The sequence below is a fragment of the Chitinibacter sp. SCUT-21 genome (genome assembly GCA_041874755.1).
Taxonomy (GTDB): domain Bacteria; phylum Pseudomonadota; class Gammaproteobacteria; order Burkholderiales; family Chitinibacteraceae; genus Chitinibacter.
Genome location: CP102611.1, coordinates 1985283 through 2003793, shown reverse-complemented (window position 1 = coordinate 2003793; position 18511 = coordinate 1985283). Strand labels below are relative to the sequence as shown.

Below are 18511 nucleotides of genomic sequence, written 5' to 3'. Positions count from 1 at the left end.
CGTTTTCTCCCATGTCATTTGCATTCACTATAACGAATATTTAGACTGTGATTACTGACGATTTTTATCTAGAAATGTGAATTTTTTTAACATAAGAAGCTGATGAATCCCTTACCACCCTTACCCGCTTTGCGGGCATTCGAAGCGGTTGCGCGGCTGGGCAGCGTGGTTAAAGCTGCAGATGCGCTCTCGGTGACGCACAGCGCGATTAGCCATCAGTTGCACGCTTTGGAAGACTATTTGGGTCTGCCCTTGTTTGAGCGCAGCGGGCGCAAGCTGGTGCTGACTGAAGATGGCCGTCATTACGCGCTGCAAATTCGCATGGCCTTGGGCGATATGGCCGAGGCGACGCGCATGGTGCGGGCGCGGCCTAAGCCGAATGAAATTAAAATCACCACCATGCCCTCGTTTGGTTTGGGCTGGTTGATTGCGCGTTTGCCCGATTTTCAGGCGCATTTTCCGCAGTACAAGCTCGATATTCGGGCCAACTTAGGTTTTGACGATCTCAGCTCTGGCCAGCTTGATTTAGCAATTCGGATGGGCGCTGGTGATTGGGAAGGCTTAAAGTCTGAGCTCTTAATGGACGACATGCTGCTGGTGGTCGCCGCCAGCAATGATCCCAAAGCACCGAAAACTGCGGCCGAGGTCAAAGATGCGCGCATTATTGGCACGCTGGAAAAATGGAGCAGCTGGAGCAAAGCGGCTGATTTGGGCGATTGGTCGCCTAATTTTGCACTGTTTTGCAATGACAATAATCTGGCGATGCAGGCGGTGCGCTTGGGGCAAGGCGTGGCGCTGACGCGGCTATCGATAGTGTTTGATGCGCTGCTGGCGGGTGAATTGGTCGCGGTTGGCGGGGTGTTTGCGCCGCACCCGAATCGATATTGGCTGGTGTGGCCGCCGCGGCTCGATGGTAGCGTGAAATTGCACCATTTTATGAGCTGGATAAAAGCGCAGGCTGAACACAGTCAGCAGCAAATGGCGGCTTTTGTGAGCGGGGTATCTGTTTCCGAGCCTTGGCAGGGTTAATTTGCTGATGTATACCTTTGACATGCTTCGCGCTAAATGTTGAGTTGAGTCAGTGTGTGCTGCAGCGCACACCGATAAAAGCGCAGGATCTGCGATCGGCCTTGCTGCGGGCTTGGCCAGCGTCTACTTTGAGAGGATGCAACTTGGGCATCCGGCTATGCACTTGATTCAACTTTCCCCGCTATGGCGACAGCAGCAGTGGCAAGGCCTTTTGGCGATTGGCGCAGAGAGTCAGTTGCAATGCTTGCAAGATTTACTCAGCGAGCAGCCGATTTCAGCCACGATGCCGTGTTTTATTCCTGCCCAAAACTCGCAATGGCCCGCCCTATCGGTGCTGCCCGCGGCGCAATTGGCGCTGGATATCAATCAAAGCGAGCAATTGGCGGCTCTTGCACCCGAGGTCTACGCCTGCGGCGCTTGGTATTTAAATGGCAGCAGTGCGCAAACAGCACCTGCGAAACCGGAACTGCTGGAGCTGATTTCCTTGGTGGCTGCCGATGCCGAGACTGCAACTCTAGAACGGGTTTTTTCCCGTGCCCCCGATCTCACTTTTCGGCTGCTGCGCTTGGTGAATTCAGTGGGGATGCGCTCACGCATTGAAATTAGCAGCATTCGGCACGCGATTACGGTTTTAGGCCGCACACAGTTACAACGCTGGGTGCAGCTCTTGATGTATGCCGAACAATTTGGCGAATCCTCTGCCATGTCGCCGTTGCTGCTGGCCGCCTTGATTCGTGCGCGCCGATTGGAATCTTGGGCGCAGCATGGCTGGCTCAATACCACGCCTGATTCGGCGTTTTTATTGGGCATGCTGTCCTTGTTGGATCGTCTGTTTCATAAGCCAATGCCTGAATTAATCAGCAATTTACCGCTCAATGAAAAAATGATGGCTGCGCTGTTAAAATCTGAAGGGGTATTGGGCGCTGCGCTAGAACAAACAAAGCTTATGGAGGCATACTGGGATGATGACTCATGGGCGATACGGCCATTTAGCGCCGAGGCAATTTGGGTGAAATCGGAGGTTGAGGTGTATCGCTGGGTGGCGAGCTTGGCGGAGAGCTTTCAATCATGAGCTACAACGAGCTCGAACCAGCGCTCCATATCCTCGGGGATATTAATGCATCGCTGATTGCGCTCGATCTGGAAGGCTATATCACCGGTTGGAATGGCGGGGCCGAGCGTTTATTTGGATACCAAGCCGATGAGGTATTGGGCCAGCACGTGTTGTTGCTCTACGCCGATGAGACCGACGATGATATTGAATTGTTTAATCGGGTATTAAGCCACGGGCAATCGACGCTGGAAGTAAAACGACGCCATAAAAACGGCCGAGATTTTTGGGTGCAAATTCATCTTAATTTAGTGCGCGATGAACAGGGCAAACCGATTCGCATGATTGGTTTATTGCAAGACATTAGCACTCAAATTGCCGATCGCTTGCGAGCGCGGCTATTGGCATCCGTTTTCCGGCAAACGCCTGATGCGATTGTGATTACCAATGAATCACGCCAATTGATCGAATGTAATCCGGCCTATTTGCGCCTGATTGGCGATCAACTGAGCCATGTTGTCGGCAAAGTACCCTATTTTCTGGCCAACGCTGATCAGCCTGAGACGGACGAAGCGAAAAGTATTGAGGCTCATCTGAAAAGCATGGGGCATTGGGAAGGCGAATTGTGGTCGCGTCGCACCAATGGTGAGCCTTTTCCAGCTTGGCTAACGTTAAGTACCGTCCACGGGCGACAAAATCAATTACAAAACTATTTTGCGGTGATGGCTGATTTAAGCGAGCGCAAGGCTGCTGAAGAGCAAATTTTTCGCTTGGCGTATTTTGATTCCTTAACCAAATTACCCAATCGCAGCCATTTGTTTTCCTTGCTTGAGCAAGCGCTTAGCGAGGCGAGACGCCAGCAACGCAGCGGTGCTTTACTGTGCTTCAACATTGCAGGCTTTAAGGCAATGAATGATTCGTTTACCCACCGTGGTGGCGATCAGATTTTGCTGGCGGTATCCGAGCGAATCCGCTCATGTTTGCGCGATGAAGATGTTTTATCACGCTTCGGTGGTGATGAGTTTTGTATTGGCTTATTTGAAATTCGCCAGCGTGAAGATGCTGCGATTGTGGCCGAGCGGATTTTGGCTGAGGTTGCTGCGCCGTATTACATCCAGCAAGAAGAGATCGTGATCAAAGCGCATATCGGCGTGAGCGTGTACCCCGACGACGGTCGAGACGCGGATAAGCTAATTAATTTAGCCGCGGTCGCGATGAATCGGGCCAAACAAGGTCGGCAGTCGGTGCTGTTTTATTCCAGCGATATGAACCAGCGCTCGCTAGCTAGGCTAAAACTCTCTACCGATTTGCACCATGCTTTGGAACGCAATGAATTCGAGCTGCATTATCAGCCGCAGGTGAATGCTAAGACCGGGCAAATATGTGGTGCGGAAGCGCTAGTCCGTTGGCGTCACCCACAGCGTGGTATGGTGCCGCCCGGCGAGTTTATCCCCTTTGCCGAGGAGTCTGGCTTGATTGTGCCAATTGGTAATTGGGTGTTGAATGCTGCCTGCCAGCAAATGGCGGCTTGGCGTGCTAAGGGCTTGGTGCTAGAGCGGCTTGCGGTTAATTTATCGCCACGCCAATTTAGTCGTGACTTGGCACAAGATTTAACGGCCTTAATCGATCAATACGATATCCCAGCCGAGTATCTCGAACTTGAAATCACCGAAACTTTATTGATGAAGGCCGATCAGGATATTAAAACGGTGCTTGATGAGCTGCATGCAGTGGGTTTTAGTTTGGCGCTCGACGATTTTGGGACAGGCTATTCTAATTTGGGTTATTTGCACGCCTTTCCGCTCGATTATTTGAAGATTGATCAAAGTTTTGTGCGGGGTTTGCCGCATGATGCGAGTAATGCCGCGATCGTACGGGCCATCATTGGTATTGCGCTTAATTTAGATTTACAGCTAATTGCCGAAGGCGTGGAGAACGAAAGTGAGGCCGAATTTCTCGCCAGTCTTAATTGCCATCAGTTGCAAGGCTATTACATGTCAAAACCGATGCCCGCCGCAGATTTCGAGGCATTGATGATTCCACCGGACCGATCTTTATTGGCGCGCTAATGACTGTGTGATTCGATGCCACGTCTATATTGGATGGCTTCGGCAATATGCTGGCGATGAATTTGCTCGCTGTTCGCTAAATCCGCGATGGTTCGGGCTACACGTAGAACACGGTGATACGCCCGCGCAGACCAAGCGAGTTGATTGACTGCTTTTTGGAGCAACTCCAGCCCTTCTTGATCGGGTTGGCAATGAGTATCTAGCGTTTGGCTATGTAGCTTGGCATTGTGCTGAGCTTGGCGCTTCATTTGTTTGGCTCTGGCCTGAGCAACACGTTGTCGTACATGCTGGCTGCTCTCACCCTGTGTACGGTTTAGGAGCGCTTCATCGGAGAGAGCTCCCACTTCAACCACCATATCAATTCGATCCAGCAAGGGGCCAGAAATTTTGCCGCGATAACGTGCGATCTGTTCGGGTGTACAACGGCAGGCTTTCTTGCCGTGCCCCAAATAACCGCATGGACATGGATTCATTGCCGCGATCAATTGAAATTGCGCTGGAAATTCGGCTTGCTGCGCCGCGCGAGAAATATGAATCTTGCCGTTTTCTAAGGGCTCGCGCAGCACCTCCAGTACTTTGCGGTCAAACTCAGGGAGCTCATCCAGAAACAACACCCCGTGGTGAGCCAACGAGATTTCTCCAGGCTGAGGCACACTGCCGCCGCCCACTAGGGCAACACTGGATGCGGTGTGATGAGGTGAGCGAAATGGCCTTTGCCCAAAGCGGTGAGGGTCTAAACCTTTAGCCCCCAGAGATTGGATTGTCGCTGCTTCTAATGCTTCATGTTCGCTTAAAGGCGGTAGCAGACCAGGGAATCTTTGAGCCAGCATAGATTTACCGGTGCCTGGCGGCCCGATCAGTAAGATCGAATGACCTCCGGCCGCGGCAATTTCGAGGGCGCGGCGTGCAGCGAGTTGCCCTTTGACATCGGCAAGATCGGGATAGATGGGGGCGGATTGGTGTACGGGTGGCTGCGCCGCATGCAGTGAGTCGGTTTGCTGGGAGCTAAAATGCTGACAAACCTGCAGCAAGTGCTCTGCGGCCAATACCGTGGCCTCTTTAATCAAGGCGGCTTCCGTACTGCTACATGCACTGATGACTAAAGCTCGACCAGCATGACGCGCCGCCAAAGCCAGCGCCAATGCTCCGCGAACAGCCCGAAGTTGACCAGTGAGACCTAGTTCACCTGCAAACTCATACTCGGCCAAGTGCTCACTCGGGATTTGCTCACTTGCGGCTAAAATACCGATCGCAATCGCCAAATCATAATGCCCTGCGCCTTTCGGTAAATCTGCGGGGGCGAGATTAACAGTGATGCGGCGGGATGGAAATTCAAAACCGGCCACTTGAATGGCCGCCCGCACTCGTTCGCGGGATTCGCGAACCTCAGTATCGGCCAATCCGACTAAATTAAACGCGGGTAAACCATTGGCTAAATGGACTTCGACGCAAACCTGCTGTGCTTGCATACCGTCTAAAGCACGCGAATACACCACCGCTAATGACATGTTTTGACCTTGCTAATGCTATGCTGGATTTTAGTGTATGAAGGTTTGCGAAGGATTTTTGGGAAAAATGGATCAAAAAATGCCGTTAATGCCGGATTTTCGTAATTTTGGCGTTATTTTCCGTGCACTATTGCTTGTCCATCTTGGGCTGGTACTCTACGTCATCGCATCGCTTAATCAATGGTCAGAGTGGGCGGTGCGTTTGACGGATGCTGCTTTTTGGGTTGAGCCCATTCTGATGGGGGCGATGGGCTTGTTGGCATTAATTGCACCTTTTTTGCGACAGTGGCCATTTCGACGCAGCGTGCTTGTGGTGTATGCGTTGGTACTGTCGTGGACTGCGATTGTTTATCGTGGTTTGAGCAAAATTTTGTTTGATGCCATACAGCCCGATGTGATGCAAATGCTGCTCTTGGTCTTGATGGCGACCAGTTTCATGTTGTGGCATTACCAATTGTGGTTGAAAACCTTATCGCCACGCTTAGCAGAAGCGCGGCTAGTTGCTTTGCAAGCGAGAATTCGGCCACATTTTTTCTTCAATAGTTTGAATGCGGTGCTATCTTTAATTCGCAGTCAGCCAAAACTAGCTGAACATCTGTTGCAAAATCTATCGGAATTATTTCGGGTGGCAATGGGAACGCAATCGTCGTTATCCACCTTGCAGCGTGAAGTTGAGTTGGCGCGGGGCTACTTAGAAATCGAAAAGGTCCGGTTAGGTGAACGACTGCATGTGGAATGGCATATTGAGAAGATGCCAGTAAAAGCGTCAATTCCACCACTGATTTTACAGCCACTTTTGGAAAATGCCGTCTACCATGGTATTGAGCCAAGCATCGAAACGGGAACGATACAGATTGATATTTTTCGTTCTCGAAATGAGGTGCATATTAATATTCGCAATCCAATCGTCGAAACTGCGGTACAGAGAATCGGCAATGGTATGGCCCAAGACAATGTGCGAGAAAGGTTGTTGCTGTATTTTGATGCTGAGGCAAATTTAAGCATTCAGCGTGGAAGCGACTATTATCAAATACATATCGTGCTGCCATATCGGGAGCTAAACAATGAACAAACCGTTGCGCCTATTTTTAGTTGATGATGAATTGCCAGCGCTCACGCGCTTGCAAGACTTGCTGGGCGACTGCGCTCATGAGTGTCCTCATACCGTGGTGGGTACTGCGACCAATGGGATGACAGCCCTACCGCAAATTGCCGAGCACGACATCGACGTCGTGATTTTAGACATTCAAATGCCGCAAATGAGTGGGATTGAAGTCGCGCGCAAGTTATTGAATCTATCTCGTCCGCCTGCGGTGATTTTCGCCACGGCATTTGAAGACTATGGCGTTGCCGCCTTCGATGTGCGGGCGATTGATTACTTGCTTAAACCGATCCGCCCGGAACGTTTGCTCGCTGCGCTCAAACGCGTGCTCGAGTTGCGCCATGGCCCGAATGAGGCTGCGGCCAGCACGCCAATCAACGATGGCGCACGCAGTCATTTCAGCGTGTCTGAGCGTGGTCGTGTGCACTTGATTCCGGTGGCTGAAGCCCGCTTTTTAAAGGCGGAACAAAAATACATCACGCTACGTACCCACGATCGAGAATATCTACTGGAAGACTCTTTAACCAAACTCGAAGATGAATTTGGATCAAAGTTTGTGCGAATTCACCGCAATTGTTTGGTGGCGCGCGATAGTATTGCAGGATTCGAGCGCGCTACGCTGAATGGGGCAGATGGGCATTGGGTGGTGATTTTACGTGATGTGCCCGAGCGTTTACCGGTCAGTCGGCGGCAGCAGCATGTGATCAAAGAATTTAAGAAAGGCCATGATGGATAATTTCAGTATCAACACCCCATCCCTGCTATTTCCCGCTATTTCCCTGCTCATGCTGGCGTATACCAATCGTTTCCTGGCGATTTCAGGCATTATTCGCCAGCTTTACGAACACCACCGCGCCAATCCTCACGAAAATATTTTGCGCCAGCTAGGCAACCTGAAGATGCGCGTCTGGCTGATTCGCTATATGCAGGCGTTTGGCATCAGCAGCTTGCTGCTGTGCATTGTGTCTATGGTTTTGGTCTCGATTTCACATGCCGATTGGGCGCAAATTTTATTTATCGGCAGTCTGATTTTGATGGTCGGCTCGCTGGTGCTGTGTTTAATGGAAGTAATGATGTCGGATGCCGCGCTGAAGATTTTGCTGGCCGATATCGAAGATGATATTCGCAAACACTGAATGATACTTTTCAATACCTAGCTTGGTATTGCGCTGAAGCGATGAAATAATAAAGGCCACGGTGCAATACCGTGGCCTTTTGCGTTGTGGGTTGTTAGCTTAAGCTAGCAGCACCAGCGCCCACATCGCGGTGAGATTAATCAAGCCGATTAATTGTGCGGCACTGCCCAGATCTTTAGCACGCTTGGCTAAATGATGCTTTTCCAGCGAAGTGTGATCAACGGCCGCTTCAATGGCCGAATTAAGTAATTCAACAATTACACAGGCCAAATGGCTGATAATCAACAAGCCTTTGCCCCAGATTGGCACTGATAAATACAGAGCCACTGGAATGCCGACAATGGCCAAAATTAACACTTGCCGAAATGCCGCTTCATTTTTCCAACCCGCACTTAAACCGTCAAGCGAGTAGCCGAGCGCATTGAAAACACGCTGGATGCCGGTTTTGCCTTTAAATGGACTTTCGTTCACTGCTGCTCTCCTTGCGGCGGGAATACGTCAACGTAACACACATAACTGGTAATCAAAGCAACGGGCAGGCCGATCAATAACCCTAGAAAAAATGGCAACATCAACAGCATCAGTATTAGCGCGCCGAGTAATGACATTAGCAAAATCGGTGACCAGTTGCGCCAAAAAGCCAAGGCCGATAATTTCATCGCTTCGGTGGCGCTCATATTGGCCAATATCACCAAGGCTGGCGCGTAAAAATAGGCGCTATACACCAGCAAAAAACAGCCCAGTATGAGAACACCCAAAGGCCATAAATGCTTAACTTGATCCACCGCGGTGATTTGTTCGGGCAGCGCATCAATCACACCTAAGAACTCCAGCGCACCCACGATGCCCGAGAGTAAAAATAGCAATACCATGGTACCCAGCATGTAATAAGCACCCACTTTGATTAAATCAATGGTGCGATATTTAAAGCCGGCAAATAAATCGCTAATTTGAGGTTTTTCACCCTGATCGGTTTTTTGTGCGGCAATCATTAAGCCGCCCAGCATCACTGGGCCGAGCAATGTACCAACAAACCCACCCAGAATCGGTACAAAATTAATCGCCAGCATCAACACAACAAAAAGGCCGGTAATCCCCACCCACGCGGTTGGCGCTTGGCGAAATAATGCGAAGGCGCGTGTGATCCACTGCCAACCACTGCTCGTCGGCAGGCTGCGTGGTTCAATGGCTAAATCGATGATTTCATCCTGTTCTTGCATGGTGTACCCAAGAAATTGGCAATAGAACTCAATGCTAGCAGCAAGCACTGGCCTTGAGGATATTTTTCATCAACAGTATGAAGCCTGAATGAAGGTATCCCACATTGGCGCTAGGCATAAAAAAAACCGCTGTCGATCATTGATCGTCCAGCGGTTTGTGCTGCAATCAAGCTTATAAAGTCGCCAGCGCTTGGCGAGCAATCATCAACTCTTCATTGGTTGGGATCACATACACGGCCACTTTACTGTCGGCCAGTGTGATGCGGCGTGGTTCGCCAGAGCGTACCGCATTCGCGGCTTCATCAAGCTCAACGCCTAACCAACGCAATTGGTGACACACATTAGCGCGAGTCAGCGCGTCGTTTTCACCGATACCCGCGGTAAACACGAGGCAATCAAGGCCGCCAATTGCTGCTGCCAAAGACGCAGTTTCGCGCACTACGCGGCGGGCGAAATAATCGATCGCCAATTTTGCGCGCGGATCGTTGGACGCTTCCAGATCGCGCATATCGCTAGAAATGCCCGACAAGCCCAGCAAACCAGATTCTTTATACAGTAGCGTCTCGATTTGTTTCGCGTCCATTTTTAGATGGTTCATCAAGTGCAGCAATACGCCGCCGTCGATGCTGCCGCAACGTGTGCCCATCGGTAGACCTTCGAGCGCGGTAAAGCCCATAGTGGTGGCTTGGCAAACGCCACCGAGCAAGGCTGCCATTGATGAGCCATTACCCAAGTGCGCCACCACAGTGCGGCCTTCAGCGGCGCGCGTGTCGATTTGTGGCAAAACGCTGGCGATATATTCGTACGACAGACCGTGGAAGCCGTAACGACGGATGCCTTCTTTTTGCGCAAATTCGTACGGCAGCGCGAACAGTTGGTTCAACTCAGGCTGCGTGGTGTGGAAAGCCGTATCAAAGCACGTTACTTGCGGTGCATTAGGCAGCAAATCCTGCAAGATCTTGATCGGGGCAATATTGTGCGGCTCGTGCAATGGCGCCAATGGGATCAGCGCTTCTAAGCCCGCCAGCAATTCTGGCGTTACCAATTCAGGTTTAGAGTATTGCGTGCCGCCGTGCACCACGCGGTGACCAATTACTTTGATCTCGCGGCCACCCAGACGTTCTTGCAACCAAGCCAACATATGGCGCAAAGCATAGTCGTGGTTTTTAGGTTTGTCGGCTGGTAGGGTTTCGCTGACCAGCTTATTATCGTCCGCGTCTTTTGCCGTGAATTTAGGTTCTACATAAAGCCCTTCCATTTGGCCCTTGAACAAGACTTTAGGATCGGCTGCGCCAGCGGTTTCGAATAAAGAAAACTTGATGCTTGAAGAACCAGCATTAATGACTAAGACCAGATCGCTCATGGAAAACTCCTAAATTCAGTGAAAATCGCAGCCCCATAGGCATAAGCCTTGCCTGCTGCGCTTTATTTAATTGATACTACTGCGAATGCAGCATAGTCTAGTTTGCGTTGCAGCATATCTTATTGGCGAATATCAATGCTTGGATATTATTTGGATCGTAAATAATGACAATCAGTTACACCACGCACCTGATATGCGCCCCTGATCTTCCCGAATCTGCTGAAGTCGTGTTGTTTCACGTGAAACCCGGTCAGCAAGTTCTGGCCGACTCGGTGCTCATTACGCTGCTTGCCGCCGATCAGGAATGGCCGGTTCATGCGCCCGACGACGGACAAATCAGCAGTTTGATGGTGGCGCATGGCGATTTTGTGAACAGCAATGATTTATTGTTGATGATGGAAATCGCTGAAAAGCCCACTGCGGAATGGGGCTTGGAACCCACTTCCTCCACTGTCGAAGCACATCAAGCGGTCAGCGCCGCCCCTTTTAGCGTCAGCCCAGCCGCGGCGCGTTTGGCTGCCAAATTGGGATTAGATCTTAGCGCTATCGCCAGCGATACCGTTATCGACGAAGACGATGTACTTGAGTTTGCGCGCCAAGAGTTACGCACACTCGCCAAAATCCGCAATATGCTGGCCTAGGGTATTTGCTTAAAGGCTGGATTAAATATTCGCTGTGATCATATACATGTGGCTTGTTTGATTTGGCTAGGTGCAATTGCAAAATGCTGGCGAAAGCGGCGGGAAAAACTGGCCATTTCCTGATAGCCGACTGCGCTCGCCACCGCGCCCACGCTCATGCCTTGGCTTAGTAGCCGGTGCGCCTGTTGCATACGCAAAGCAAATACATACTGGCCCGGCGCTTGCCCGAGGTGATTCATACATAGGCGGTGAAAATGCGCTGGCGTAATCTGCAGTTGCTGTGCCAATTCATCCACTCGCCATTCGCGGCGTAAATCGCTGGCAACGCGCTGAAATAAAGCGTGGATCTGCTGTGACCAACCGCTGTGTGAATTGGGGCTGCCAACTGCGCGCTCCAATTGCAGGCTGAGCATTTCTAAGGCAGGCATGACCAGGGTATGGCTCTGACCGGCATTGTGCAACAGGGCTTCACGTTGATACAGCGAGATTGCATCATGAATATGCCAGCCCGAAGCGTGATCTTTTATGTAGCAATGCTGCTGTAGCAAATGCGCCCAGCGTGCGTCGTCACACAGCAATAACCACGCAATATGCAGCGGCTCACTGCCGATGCGGCGATAGCCGCGCTGGCCGCGCGCGGGTTGAAATGCCATTTGTCCGGCGTGAAACGGCCACGTTTGCTCGCCTTCAAATAATTCGCCCTGCCCGCTCAGGCAGAAAATAAGTACATGAAAACCAAAGTCGATGCGCTCAATCTCGCATTGGCCTGCGGCTTCAGAAATGCCGCACATAAATATCCCCTTATCACGGATCGCAGGGTGCGAGGCCTGATGAAACACGTGTGCACCCACTTGCCGATTCCAGCCGTTTTCATCGCAATCAAAACGTTCGTAGTAAATTTGGGGCATGGCGATTTATATGATGTTTTTAGACAAATGACGGATATATTCGGTCATTCCAAGACAGGCTGCAAGCTGGTTAAATGAATGCAAATATTCAGCCTGCGGTCAGCAAATGTCCAGCTCACTCTTTATCGCCGAACAAGCCGCCCTTGCCTGCTATCAGGTGCATTTTGGGCAGCAAGCCCACATCGTCAAATCGATCGCCGGTTTCTACGGTTGCGCGGTGATTTTGCAAGGCCCCGCGGGTGATGTAGTCGTTAAAGCCACCGCTCAAGCTGGACGCACTCATCGTGAAGTAGCAGGTTTGGCACGTTTACGCCCGCATACCACGGTGGCTTTTCCGCAGGTGCTTTTGCAAAAAAACATCGAGCTGGATCATCAGTCTTTAGAGATTTTGCTGCTAGATCGCCTGCCCGGTGTGGCTCCGTGGGATGTCGCCAAGCCATGGGCCAATCCGGCACAAACAGCGCAGCAAGTGGTTGACGTATTGCTCGGCTGGCACGCCGTGAGCGATCCGCGCGGGTTTGAATTGCCCAATGGCGAGTTCGCCGCAGATCTCATCACGGCCTTTGAAGCGTGGACCGAGCCTTTGCATTGCTATGTACAAAGCAAAACCTCACCATTTACGCCATGGCAGAAATACGCCTACGCACAATTATGGCAAGCGCGCCATCGTCTGCTCGCGCCACTAGCTGGCATGCCGTCGAGCTTGGTGCACGACGATCCGCACGCGGGTAATTTCCTGTTTGACGAGCATAGCGGCGCGCTCACTGCTGTGCTCGATCCGTGTGACGTCGCTTTTCGCCATCGTGAGCAGGATATTTTCCATCTGGCCGACGTCTCGCCCGAACTGAATCTGCTCGAAACCTATTTACAGCACTACACGCCCCCCGCCGGTTTTCCCGCACGGCGCTGGTTTTTTTCCTTGTGGGATGATGCCAAACACAGTCGCAATTTGGCGTGGTACGACCAGCAATGGTTTGACGAAAAGTTTAACCAACTTGTTCAGCTCGACGAGCAATACGGAAGCTGGCTAAGTGCATTAGATACGGAGTTAAAGCATGCCTGAGCTGTGGTTAATTAAAACGGCCAATTTTTTGCAAGTGTGTGTGCCAGCGTTGAGTCTGTGTGGTTATTTGCCGCAATGGCGCAAGTTATGGCGCACGCGCTCAGCTCAGGATTTCTCATTGCGAACGTGGCTCATTTGGCTGCTCGCGTCGTCGTTTGCATGCTTTTACGCGCTGATTCAGTGGCGCATTAATGATCAAGTTTGGCCATTATTGGTCTCGACGACCGCAACATGGCTTTGTGTCATCGCGACCCTAGCGCTGATTTGGCGCTATCGCCGTCGTTGAGCGCGATATGGGGGGGGCGAGATTTTAGCGCCGACCCGCTATTGATTCCGCATCGGGTTTTTATGGCGTATGGACGAAAATTTTAAAGTTTTTTAAAGGATCAGTAATGAGCAATCCCCTAATTGGCGTATGGCAATTGGTTTCTGGCGAATGTGGTGAGCCGGGGCAAGCGGTGCAGGTGTATGACATGAATGCGCTGCGCTCGCGCAAAGTGATTAGCGAGCAGCATTTTATGTTTTTAACGCTAAAAGATGGCGCGTTTTATTCGTCGGCCAGCGGCTCTTACACCATCGATGGCACTCGGTATACCGAGCGGCCCGATATGGCGTCCTACGCGCCTATGGTTGGGCAGGCGTATGAATTTGAATTCCAGCTCATCGGCGATCTGTGGCACAACCGCCGTTATGAGGGCGAGCGCGTGATCGAATACGAAATTTGGCAAAAGATTGCGGGGTAAAACATGGCTGATTTAATCGTCATCTTTGGCCCCGGTGCAGTGGGCAAGGCCAGCGTGGGGCAAGCGCTGGCAGAAAAGACGGGGTTTCGCTTATTTCATAACCATCTAACGACCGACCCGGTGGCCCAGCTTTTGGGCTGGGATCATCCGCAGTTTCAAGATTTAAGCTGGTCTTTGCGCATGCAGCTGTTTCGCGCCGCGCTGGCCGATCAATCGCATCCAGGCGTGATTTTTACTTTTGTCTGGGCGTTTAATGTCGCCGAGGATGGCGAGCGCATGCACGCGCTGCGGGAATTATGCTTGTCGCACGGCTGCCGCATCCGCTTTGTTGAACTCAGCGCCGATTTAGCCACGCGCATGGCGCGCGAAGGTACGCCGCAGCGCTTGCAGATGAAGCCGGCTAAGCGTGATGTTGAATCGGCGCGTAGACGTTTGGAGTTTGTCGCCAGCCGATATCAAGACCAAAGTCTGGGCCAATTTCCGTGGCCCGACGATTGGATGCTGATCGACACCGAGCAATGCCAGCCAGCGCAAGCTGCCGAGCGCATTATCGCGCAATGGCCGGCGCTATTTGCTTCGACTGAAACGGCGCAAGCGAGAATTATATGAACGATGAATTAGTCTTTCGCACCGACTTATCCACGCTCGATTGGCCGCGCATTACCGCGTGGTTGGCGGCGAGTTATTGGTCGCCGGGGATTAGCCAGTATTACGTCGAGCAAGCCGCGCGCGGCTCAACGGTGGTGATCGGCGCGTTTATTGGTGAGCAGCAAGTCGGCTACGCGCGCGTGATTAGCGATACGGTGCGCTTTGCTTATTTGGCCGATGTGATTGTCGATGAAGCGTATCGAGCCAGGGGTATATCAAAGCGGATGATTGCTAGATTGATGTCTGAGCCCATACTGACCAAAGTATCGCGCTGCTTTTTGCAAACTGGCGATGCGCAGGGCTTGTACAAGCAATTTGGATTTGTTGAATACCCAACGCCAGAACGCATGATGGTGCGCGATAACCCAGCGGGGCTCGACTTCACCGCAACGCCTGCTTAATGCAATTTATACCGCCTTGCCCACCGCTTATACAGATCAGGCCCACAGCAGACACACAGCTTGTTAATAACTTGCCCACAAACTTATCCACAGCAAGGGTTGGGGTGTTGTTGTCATACCCTTGCTGCGTGAATGTGAATTGCCGCGACTTCTCCCAGAATTACAAAGCCGCCGAAGACGTGCACAGTTGCACATTTATATGTGTAAAAATAACCTTGAACGTCAAATTCAAATTAGAATTGGCAAATCGAAAACAAAGTTTGGCAAGTATTTGCTAGACGCAATGTAAGAATTGGATCCTGCTATGAGTACGCCAATTGATTTTTATTTTGATTTCTCTTCACCGTATGGCTATATCGCGTCTTGCTTGATCGACGATATGGCTAGCAAGTACGAGCGCGTGGCTAACTGGCATGCCATCGTGCTTGATGCGCACTTCCAATCGATTGAGCGCATTAAAATTCCGCAAAACTTGATGCGAACTGATTACATTCGCCGCGATGCAGAGCGGCTGGCGGCGTATTATGGCATTCCTTTTAACACGCCCACTTTGCTGGGAGTGAATACTGAGATGGCATCGCGCTTATTTCTCTCGATTCAAGACCGCAGCCCATCTCAAGGTAAAGCCTTTGCTAGCCTGGTATTAAAAGCCTACTTCGTTGAAAACCGTAATATCGCAGTGCTTGAAGAATTGCAGCAAATTGCGAGTGAAGTCGATATTTCAACCGAAGAGTTCAACGAAATCAGTGGCAACCCTGCTAGCCGTGCTCGGGTGAAAGCGGAAATTGATATGGCTGAGGCGCGTGGAGTCTTTGGTTCACCGTTCTTTATTGTGGATGGTGAGCGTTTCTGGGGTAATGATCGCTTGCCACAGTTAGAGCGTTGGTTGTCTTCGGGCCCCTTCTAATTGATCCGAATATCCAGCTAAAGCGAAAAGGCCAAATTTCTGATTTGGCCTTTTTTTATGGCAGGCGTCGGCGTTTGCTTGGAATTTCTTCGCCCTTAGGTCAGGTTAAATTGTTAAATCAAATGTCATAACGTTAGGTTTTTTAAGATGTGCCCTTGATTCTTCACCGTTGGATGGCGCGAGTGCTAGTATGAGCTAATACTTCGATCTAATTGACTGATTCATTTGGAAAATATCGGTAATGCGCTGTCGTTTGCAACTGTTGTTAGGGCTCTATTTCATCCTGCTTAGTATCGCGTCGGCAGCTGCTGCGACCGTGGCGTTTATTAATCCAGGAAAGCACAACGAGCTTTACTGGTCGACTGCCAGCTCGGCCATGCAAGATGCAGCCAAGCAATTGGGCTTTTCACTCGAAATCAGCTATGCCCAGCGCGATCCGCTGCGTGCGATCGAAATTGCGCGCTTAATTGCCGCCCGCCCAGCGCAAAACCAGCCTGACTATATTATTTTTAGTAATGACCATGGTACGGGCCCCGAGATTTTGAAAATACTGGCTAAAACGCGCAGTAAAACATTTTTAGCATTTAGCACAATGGCAACGCCGCAAGAGCGGGAGCAAACTCAAGGGCCTCGACAAAAATATCCCAATTGGATTGGCTCTTTGGTGCCCGATGCCGAGCAAGCTGGGTATCTGTCTGCGAAACAGCTGCTAACTGCAGCGCGGCAAGCGCAGCTGTATGGCCCGGATCGGCGTTTGCAGGTGATTGCCATCGCGGGTGATCGCTCCACGCCTAGCTCGGTGCTACGAAATCAAGGCTTGCAGCGCGCGATAGCGGAAAGCCCAGACGCAGTGCTCAAGCAAATGGTGTACGCCAAGTGGCAGCAAGAAAAAGCCGCGGAGCAAAGCCGCTGGTTATTTGCGCGCTACCCAGAGGCCAGGCTGGTGTGGAGTGGCAGCGACATGATGGCGTTTGGTGCCATGCAAAGTTGGGAGCAAGCTGGCGGCCAAGTGGGAAAAACGGCCGTATTTAGCGCGATTAATACATCTCCGGCTGCGATGGCGGCAATACAAAATGGACGTTTAAGCGCCCTGGCTGGCGGGCATCATATGAACGGCGCATTTGCATTGGTGATGATTTACGATTATTCACATGGGCTGGATTTTGCACGTGAGTCCATAGAGTTAGAGGCGCCGATGTTTGGCCTTATTTCGCCGCAGATGGCTGCAAAATATCAGAAGAAGTATGGTTTTCACGACTTTAGCCAGATTAATTTCAAGGCGTATAGCAAATATGAAAACCCGAAAAATCAAAAATACGTTTTCACTCTGGCGTCTTGGTTGCGTTAAATGATGCGATTTCCTAAGTTCCAATCCATTACGCGTTTATTGATCCGGAAAATCGTCTGGTTGGCGATGTTGGGTGCGCTATTGGTTGCCGCGATCAATGCGTACACGGTTTTTTTGCAAAGTGAAGATCATCTGTTTGATACGATGACCACGATTGGCGCTGTGTATGTACCCCAGTTGGCCACCTCGGTGTGGGATATTGAGCCCGCGAATGTGGCAGCCACCATCAACGGGATGGTCGAGAACAACGATAATATTGGCTACGTGCAGCTGGATTTGCTCTCTGGCTATCAATTTGTTGCGGGCCAACTTTCGGATGTGGGGCGATTGCCGGCGAAAACGTTCACACTCTATGAACCGGGTACCACCGAGCATGTGATTGGGTCTTTGAAGGTGTACCCAAATGCTAAAGCGTTTTATCAACATCTGGCATTTAATTTAGCCACCAGCTTGCTCGGCTATGTGTTGCTTACCTTTTTGATTTGCCAATTGGTGCGTTGGGTTTTGCGCCAACATTTACAAAAACCACTGAAAGAAATCGCCCAGTTTGCCCAAACACTCGACGCCGAACGCTTATTAACGCCGCTCCGTTTGAGCAATCGGGAAAACATCACGCCTAATGAAATCGATTTGGTGGTTGCGGGTTTTGATACGCTGCAAACCGAGCTTAGCCGGCATATTAATCATCTAGATCAGATGGTCGCCGAGCGTACCACGCAGCTAGAGGCTGCCTTGGCCTCAATCCAGCAACTGTATATCACCGACCCACTCACTGGCTGCTATAACCGCCATTATTTAAATAATCAGCTGGAGTTGATTTTTGCCAGCCAAGCGCAGCAACCGATCTCGTTGATTTTTTGTGATATCGATTTTTTTAAACGTATCAACGACACATTTGGTCATAAAGCGGGTGATGAAGTGCTCAATCGTTGCGGCCAAATTTTGCGTGAAGGCTTGCGTACTGATAGCGATTGGGTTGCGCGTTTTGGCGGTGAAGAATTTTTAGTGGTTTTACCCAAAACGCCGTTGCCTGAAGCGTTACAAGTTGCCGAACGTTTGCGCCTGAGTATCGCCGCGCTTTCATTTGATTTTCGCCAGCAAGCCTATAGCATCACCGCCAGCTTTGGCGTTGCGCAGCAATTGGACGCAGAAAATGCAACGCAATTGTGCGAGCGCGCCGATCAATTGCTTTACCGCGCTAAACACAATGGCCGAAATCAAGTCTGTAGTGACTAAGCTTGCTGGGTATTTGCTCGTATGCCAATTATATCAATGTTTTTGGATGAATACATTGGCATGTATCTATTGTGTTCGGATTTGTAATCCGGCCGTATGTCTTATTATCTGGCCAATTATTAATGCTAAATGCCATCG

General features: G+C 50.8%; 20 protein-coding genes. 15 read left to right on the top strand and 5 right to left on the bottom strand.

The genetic code is table 11. The features are described from left to right. Window positions 1-102: 102 nt before the first annotated feature. From NT239_09410 to NT239_09400, 3 genes are all read left to right on the top strand, one after another. Entirely contained in the window at window positions 103-1029 is a 927-nt protein-coding gene (locus NT239_09410) for a LysR substrate-binding domain-containing protein (GenBank protein ID XGA70016.1), read from the top strand. Window positions 1030-1186: 157 nt separating this feature from the next. Further along, complete coding sequence (locus NT239_09405; protein XGA70015.1) at window positions 1187-2101, top strand: HDOD domain-containing protein; 915 nt, start codon at window positions 1187-1189, stop codon at window positions 2099-2101. Continuing rightward, window positions 2098-4149 carry an EAL domain-containing protein gene (locus NT239_09400; GenBank protein XGA70014.1) on the top strand — a complete coding sequence of 684 codons (2052 nt, stop codon included), beginning with the start codon at window positions 2098-2100 and terminating at the stop codon, window positions 4147-4149. The genes NT239_09405 and NT239_09400 overlap by 4 nt, the downstream gene beginning before the upstream one ends. On the opposite strand, the gene NT239_09395 is transcribed toward NT239_09400, so the two are convergent. Beyond that, window positions 4146-5657: a YifB family Mg chelatase-like AAA ATPase gene (locus NT239_09395; GenBank protein ID XGA70013.1), complete on the bottom strand. Its 1512-nt coding sequence runs from the start codon at window positions 5655-5657 to the stop codon at window positions 4146-4148. The two genes, NT239_09400 and NT239_09395, sit on opposite strands and share 4 nt — an antisense overlap. A 67-nt stretch (window positions 5658-5724) precedes the next feature. Between NT239_09395 and NT239_09390 the strand changes: the two genes are divergently transcribed. The 3 genes from NT239_09390 to NT239_09380 are packed head-to-tail and all read left to right on the top strand — an operon-like array spanning window position 5725 to window position 7895. Beyond that, complete coding sequence (locus tag NT239_09390) at window positions 5725-6753, top strand: histidine kinase (GenBank protein ID XGA70012.1); 1029 nt, start codon at window positions 5725-5727, stop codon at window positions 6751-6753. Beyond that, on the top strand, window positions 6722-7495 hold the full coding sequence (locus NT239_09385; protein XGA70011.1) for a LytTR family DNA-binding domain-containing protein: 774 nt from the start codon (window positions 6722-6724) through the stop codon (window positions 7493-7495). The genes NT239_09390 and NT239_09385 overlap by 32 nt, the downstream gene beginning before the upstream one ends. After that, on the top strand, window positions 7485-7895 hold the full coding sequence (locus NT239_09380) for a DUF2721 domain-containing protein (GenBank protein XGA70010.1): 411 nt from the start codon (window positions 7485-7487) through the stop codon (window positions 7893-7895). Before NT239_09385 ends, NT239_09380 begins: the two co-directional genes overlap by 11 nt. Before the next feature lie 99 nt (window positions 7896-7994). Here NT239_09380 and NT239_09375 read toward each other — a convergent pair whose 3' ends face one another. The 3 genes from NT239_09375 to NT239_09365 form a co-directional block, all read right to left on the bottom strand. After that, a complete protein-coding gene (locus tag NT239_09375) occupies window positions 7995-8366 on the bottom strand; it encodes a diacylglycerol kinase (GenBank protein ID XGA70009.1) in 372 nt (123 codons plus the stop codon). Beyond that, the gene (locus NT239_09370) at window positions 8363-9115 is read right to left on the bottom strand and encodes a BPSS1780 family membrane protein (GenBank protein XGA70008.1); all 753 of its coding nucleotides are present in this window, start codon (window positions 9113-9115) and stop codon (window positions 8363-8365) included. Before NT239_09370 ends, NT239_09375 begins: the two co-directional genes overlap by 4 nt. Window positions 9116-9287: 172 nt before the next feature. Continuing rightward, complete coding sequence (locus tag NT239_09365) at window positions 9288-10478, bottom strand: acetate kinase (GenBank protein XGA70007.1); 1191 nt, start codon at window positions 10476-10478, stop codon at window positions 9288-9290. Window positions 10479-10642: 164 nt separating this feature from the next. Here NT239_09365 and NT239_09360 point away from each other — a divergent pair, with 164 nt between their 5' ends. Next, the gene (locus NT239_09360) at window positions 10643-11119 is read left to right on the top strand and encodes a hypothetical protein (GenBank protein XGA70006.1); all 477 of its coding nucleotides are present in this window, start codon (window positions 10643-10645) and stop codon (window positions 11117-11119) included. A 38-nt stretch (window positions 11120-11157) separates the two neighbouring features. Here NT239_09360 and NT239_09355 read toward each other — a convergent pair whose 3' ends face one another. Beyond that, window positions 11158-12027 carry an AraC family transcriptional regulator gene (locus tag NT239_09355; protein XGA70005.1) on the bottom strand — a complete coding sequence of 290 codons (870 nt, stop codon included), beginning with the start codon at window positions 12025-12027 and terminating at the stop codon, window positions 11158-11160. 106 nt (window positions 12028-12133) lie between these two features. Between NT239_09355 and NT239_09350 the strand changes: the two genes are divergently transcribed. The 8 genes from NT239_09350 (at window position 12134) to NT239_09315 (ending at window position 18373) form a co-directional block, all read left to right on the top strand. After that, complete coding sequence (locus NT239_09350; protein ID XGA70004.1) at window positions 12134-13090, top strand: phosphotransferase; 957 nt, start codon at window positions 12134-12136, stop codon at window positions 13088-13090. Then, on the top strand, window positions 13083-13376 hold the full coding sequence (locus NT239_09345) for a PQ-loop repeat-containing protein (protein XGA70003.1): 294 nt from the start codon (window positions 13083-13085) through the stop codon (window positions 13374-13376). The genes NT239_09350 and NT239_09345 overlap by 8 nt, the downstream gene beginning before the upstream one ends. 106 nt (window positions 13377-13482) lie before the next feature. Further along, window positions 13483-13833 carry a hypothetical protein gene (locus NT239_09340; protein XGA70002.1) on the top strand — a complete coding sequence of 117 codons (351 nt, stop codon included), beginning with the start codon at window positions 13483-13485 and terminating at the stop codon, window positions 13831-13833. A 3-nt stretch (window positions 13834-13836) separates the two neighbouring features. Beyond that, the gene (locus NT239_09335) at window positions 13837-14442 is read left to right on the top strand and encodes an AAA family ATPase (protein XGA70001.1); all 606 of its coding nucleotides are present in this window, start codon (window positions 13837-13839) and stop codon (window positions 14440-14442) included. Beyond that, complete coding sequence (locus NT239_09330) at window positions 14439-14882, top strand: GNAT family N-acetyltransferase (protein XGA70000.1); 444 nt, start codon at window positions 14439-14441, stop codon at window positions 14880-14882. Before NT239_09335 ends, NT239_09330 begins: the two co-directional genes overlap by 4 nt. 304 nt (window positions 14883-15186) lie before the next feature. Continuing rightward, window positions 15187-15789, top strand: a complete 603-nt coding sequence (locus tag NT239_09325; protein ID XGA69999.1) for a 2-hydroxychromene-2-carboxylate isomerase — start codon at window positions 15187-15189, stop codon at window positions 15787-15789. Between the two features lie 241 nt (window positions 15790-16030). Continuing rightward, window positions 16031-17137 (top strand): ABC transporter substrate-binding protein, encoded by a 1107-nt coding sequence (locus NT239_09320; protein XGA69998.1) that lies wholly within the window; start codon window positions 16031-16033, stop codon window positions 17135-17137. After that, a complete protein-coding gene (locus NT239_09315; GenBank protein ID XGA69997.1) occupies window positions 17138-18373 on the top strand; it encodes a diguanylate cyclase in 1236 nt (411 codons plus the stop codon). It abuts the gene before it with no gap. The last annotated feature ends 138 nt before the right edge of the window (window positions 18374-18511 follow it).

Coding starts and splice junctions, on each gene's coding strand:
- NT239_09410 (XGA70016.1), top strand. CDS start 103: ATGAATCCCTTACCACCCTTACCCGCTTTGCGGGCATTCGAAGCGGTT.
- NT239_09405 (XGA70015.1), top strand. CDS start 1,187: ATGCACTTGATTCAACTTTCCCCGCTATGGCGACAGCAGCAGTGGCAA.
- NT239_09400 (XGA70014.1), top strand. CDS start 2,098: ATGAGCTACAACGAGCTCGAACCAGCGCTCCATATCCTCGGGGATATT.
- NT239_09395 (XGA70013.1), bottom strand. CDS start 5,657: ATGTCATTAGCGGTGGTGTATTCGCGTGCTTTAGACGGTATGCAAGCA.
- NT239_09390 (XGA70012.1), top strand. CDS start 5,725: ATGGATCAAAAAATGCCGTTAATGCCGGATTTTCGTAATTTTGGCGTT.
- NT239_09385 (XGA70011.1), top strand. CDS start 6,722: ATGAACAAACCGTTGCGCCTATTTTTAGTTGATGATGAATTGCCAGCG.
- NT239_09380 (XGA70010.1), top strand. CDS start 7,485: ATGATGGATAATTTCAGTATCAACACCCCATCCCTGCTATTTCCCGCT.
- NT239_09370 (XGA70008.1), bottom strand. CDS start 9,115: ATGCAAGAACAGGATGAAATCATCGATTTAGCCATTGAACCACGCAGC.
- NT239_09365 (XGA70007.1), bottom strand. CDS start 10,478: ATGAGCGATCTGGTCTTAGTCATTAATGCTGGTTCTTCAAGCATCAAG.
- NT239_09360 (XGA70006.1), top strand. CDS start 10,643: ATGACAATCAGTTACACCACGCACCTGATATGCGCCCCTGATCTTCCC.
- NT239_09355 (XGA70005.1), bottom strand. CDS start 12,027: ATGCCCCAAATTTACTACGAACGTTTTGATTGCGATGAAAACGGCTGG.
- NT239_09350 (XGA70004.1), top strand. CDS start 12,134: ATGTCCAGCTCACTCTTTATCGCCGAACAAGCCGCCCTTGCCTGCTAT.
- NT239_09345 (XGA70003.1), top strand. CDS start 13,083: ATGCCTGAGCTGTGGTTAATTAAAACGGCCAATTTTTTGCAAGTGTGT.
- NT239_09340 (XGA70002.1), top strand. CDS start 13,483: ATGAGCAATCCCCTAATTGGCGTATGGCAATTGGTTTCTGGCGAATGT.
- NT239_09335 (XGA70001.1), top strand. CDS start 13,837: ATGGCTGATTTAATCGTCATCTTTGGCCCCGGTGCAGTGGGCAAGGCC.
- NT239_09330 (XGA70000.1), top strand. CDS start 14,439: ATGAACGATGAATTAGTCTTTCGCACCGACTTATCCACGCTCGATTGG.
- NT239_09325 (XGA69999.1), top strand. CDS start 15,187: ATGAGTACGCCAATTGATTTTTATTTTGATTTCTCTTCACCGTATGGC.
- NT239_09320 (XGA69998.1), top strand. CDS start 16,031: ATGCGCTGTCGTTTGCAACTGTTGTTAGGGCTCTATTTCATCCTGCTT.
- NT239_09315 (XGA69997.1), top strand. CDS start 17,138: ATGATGCGATTTCCTAAGTTCCAATCCATTACGCGTTTATTGATCCGG.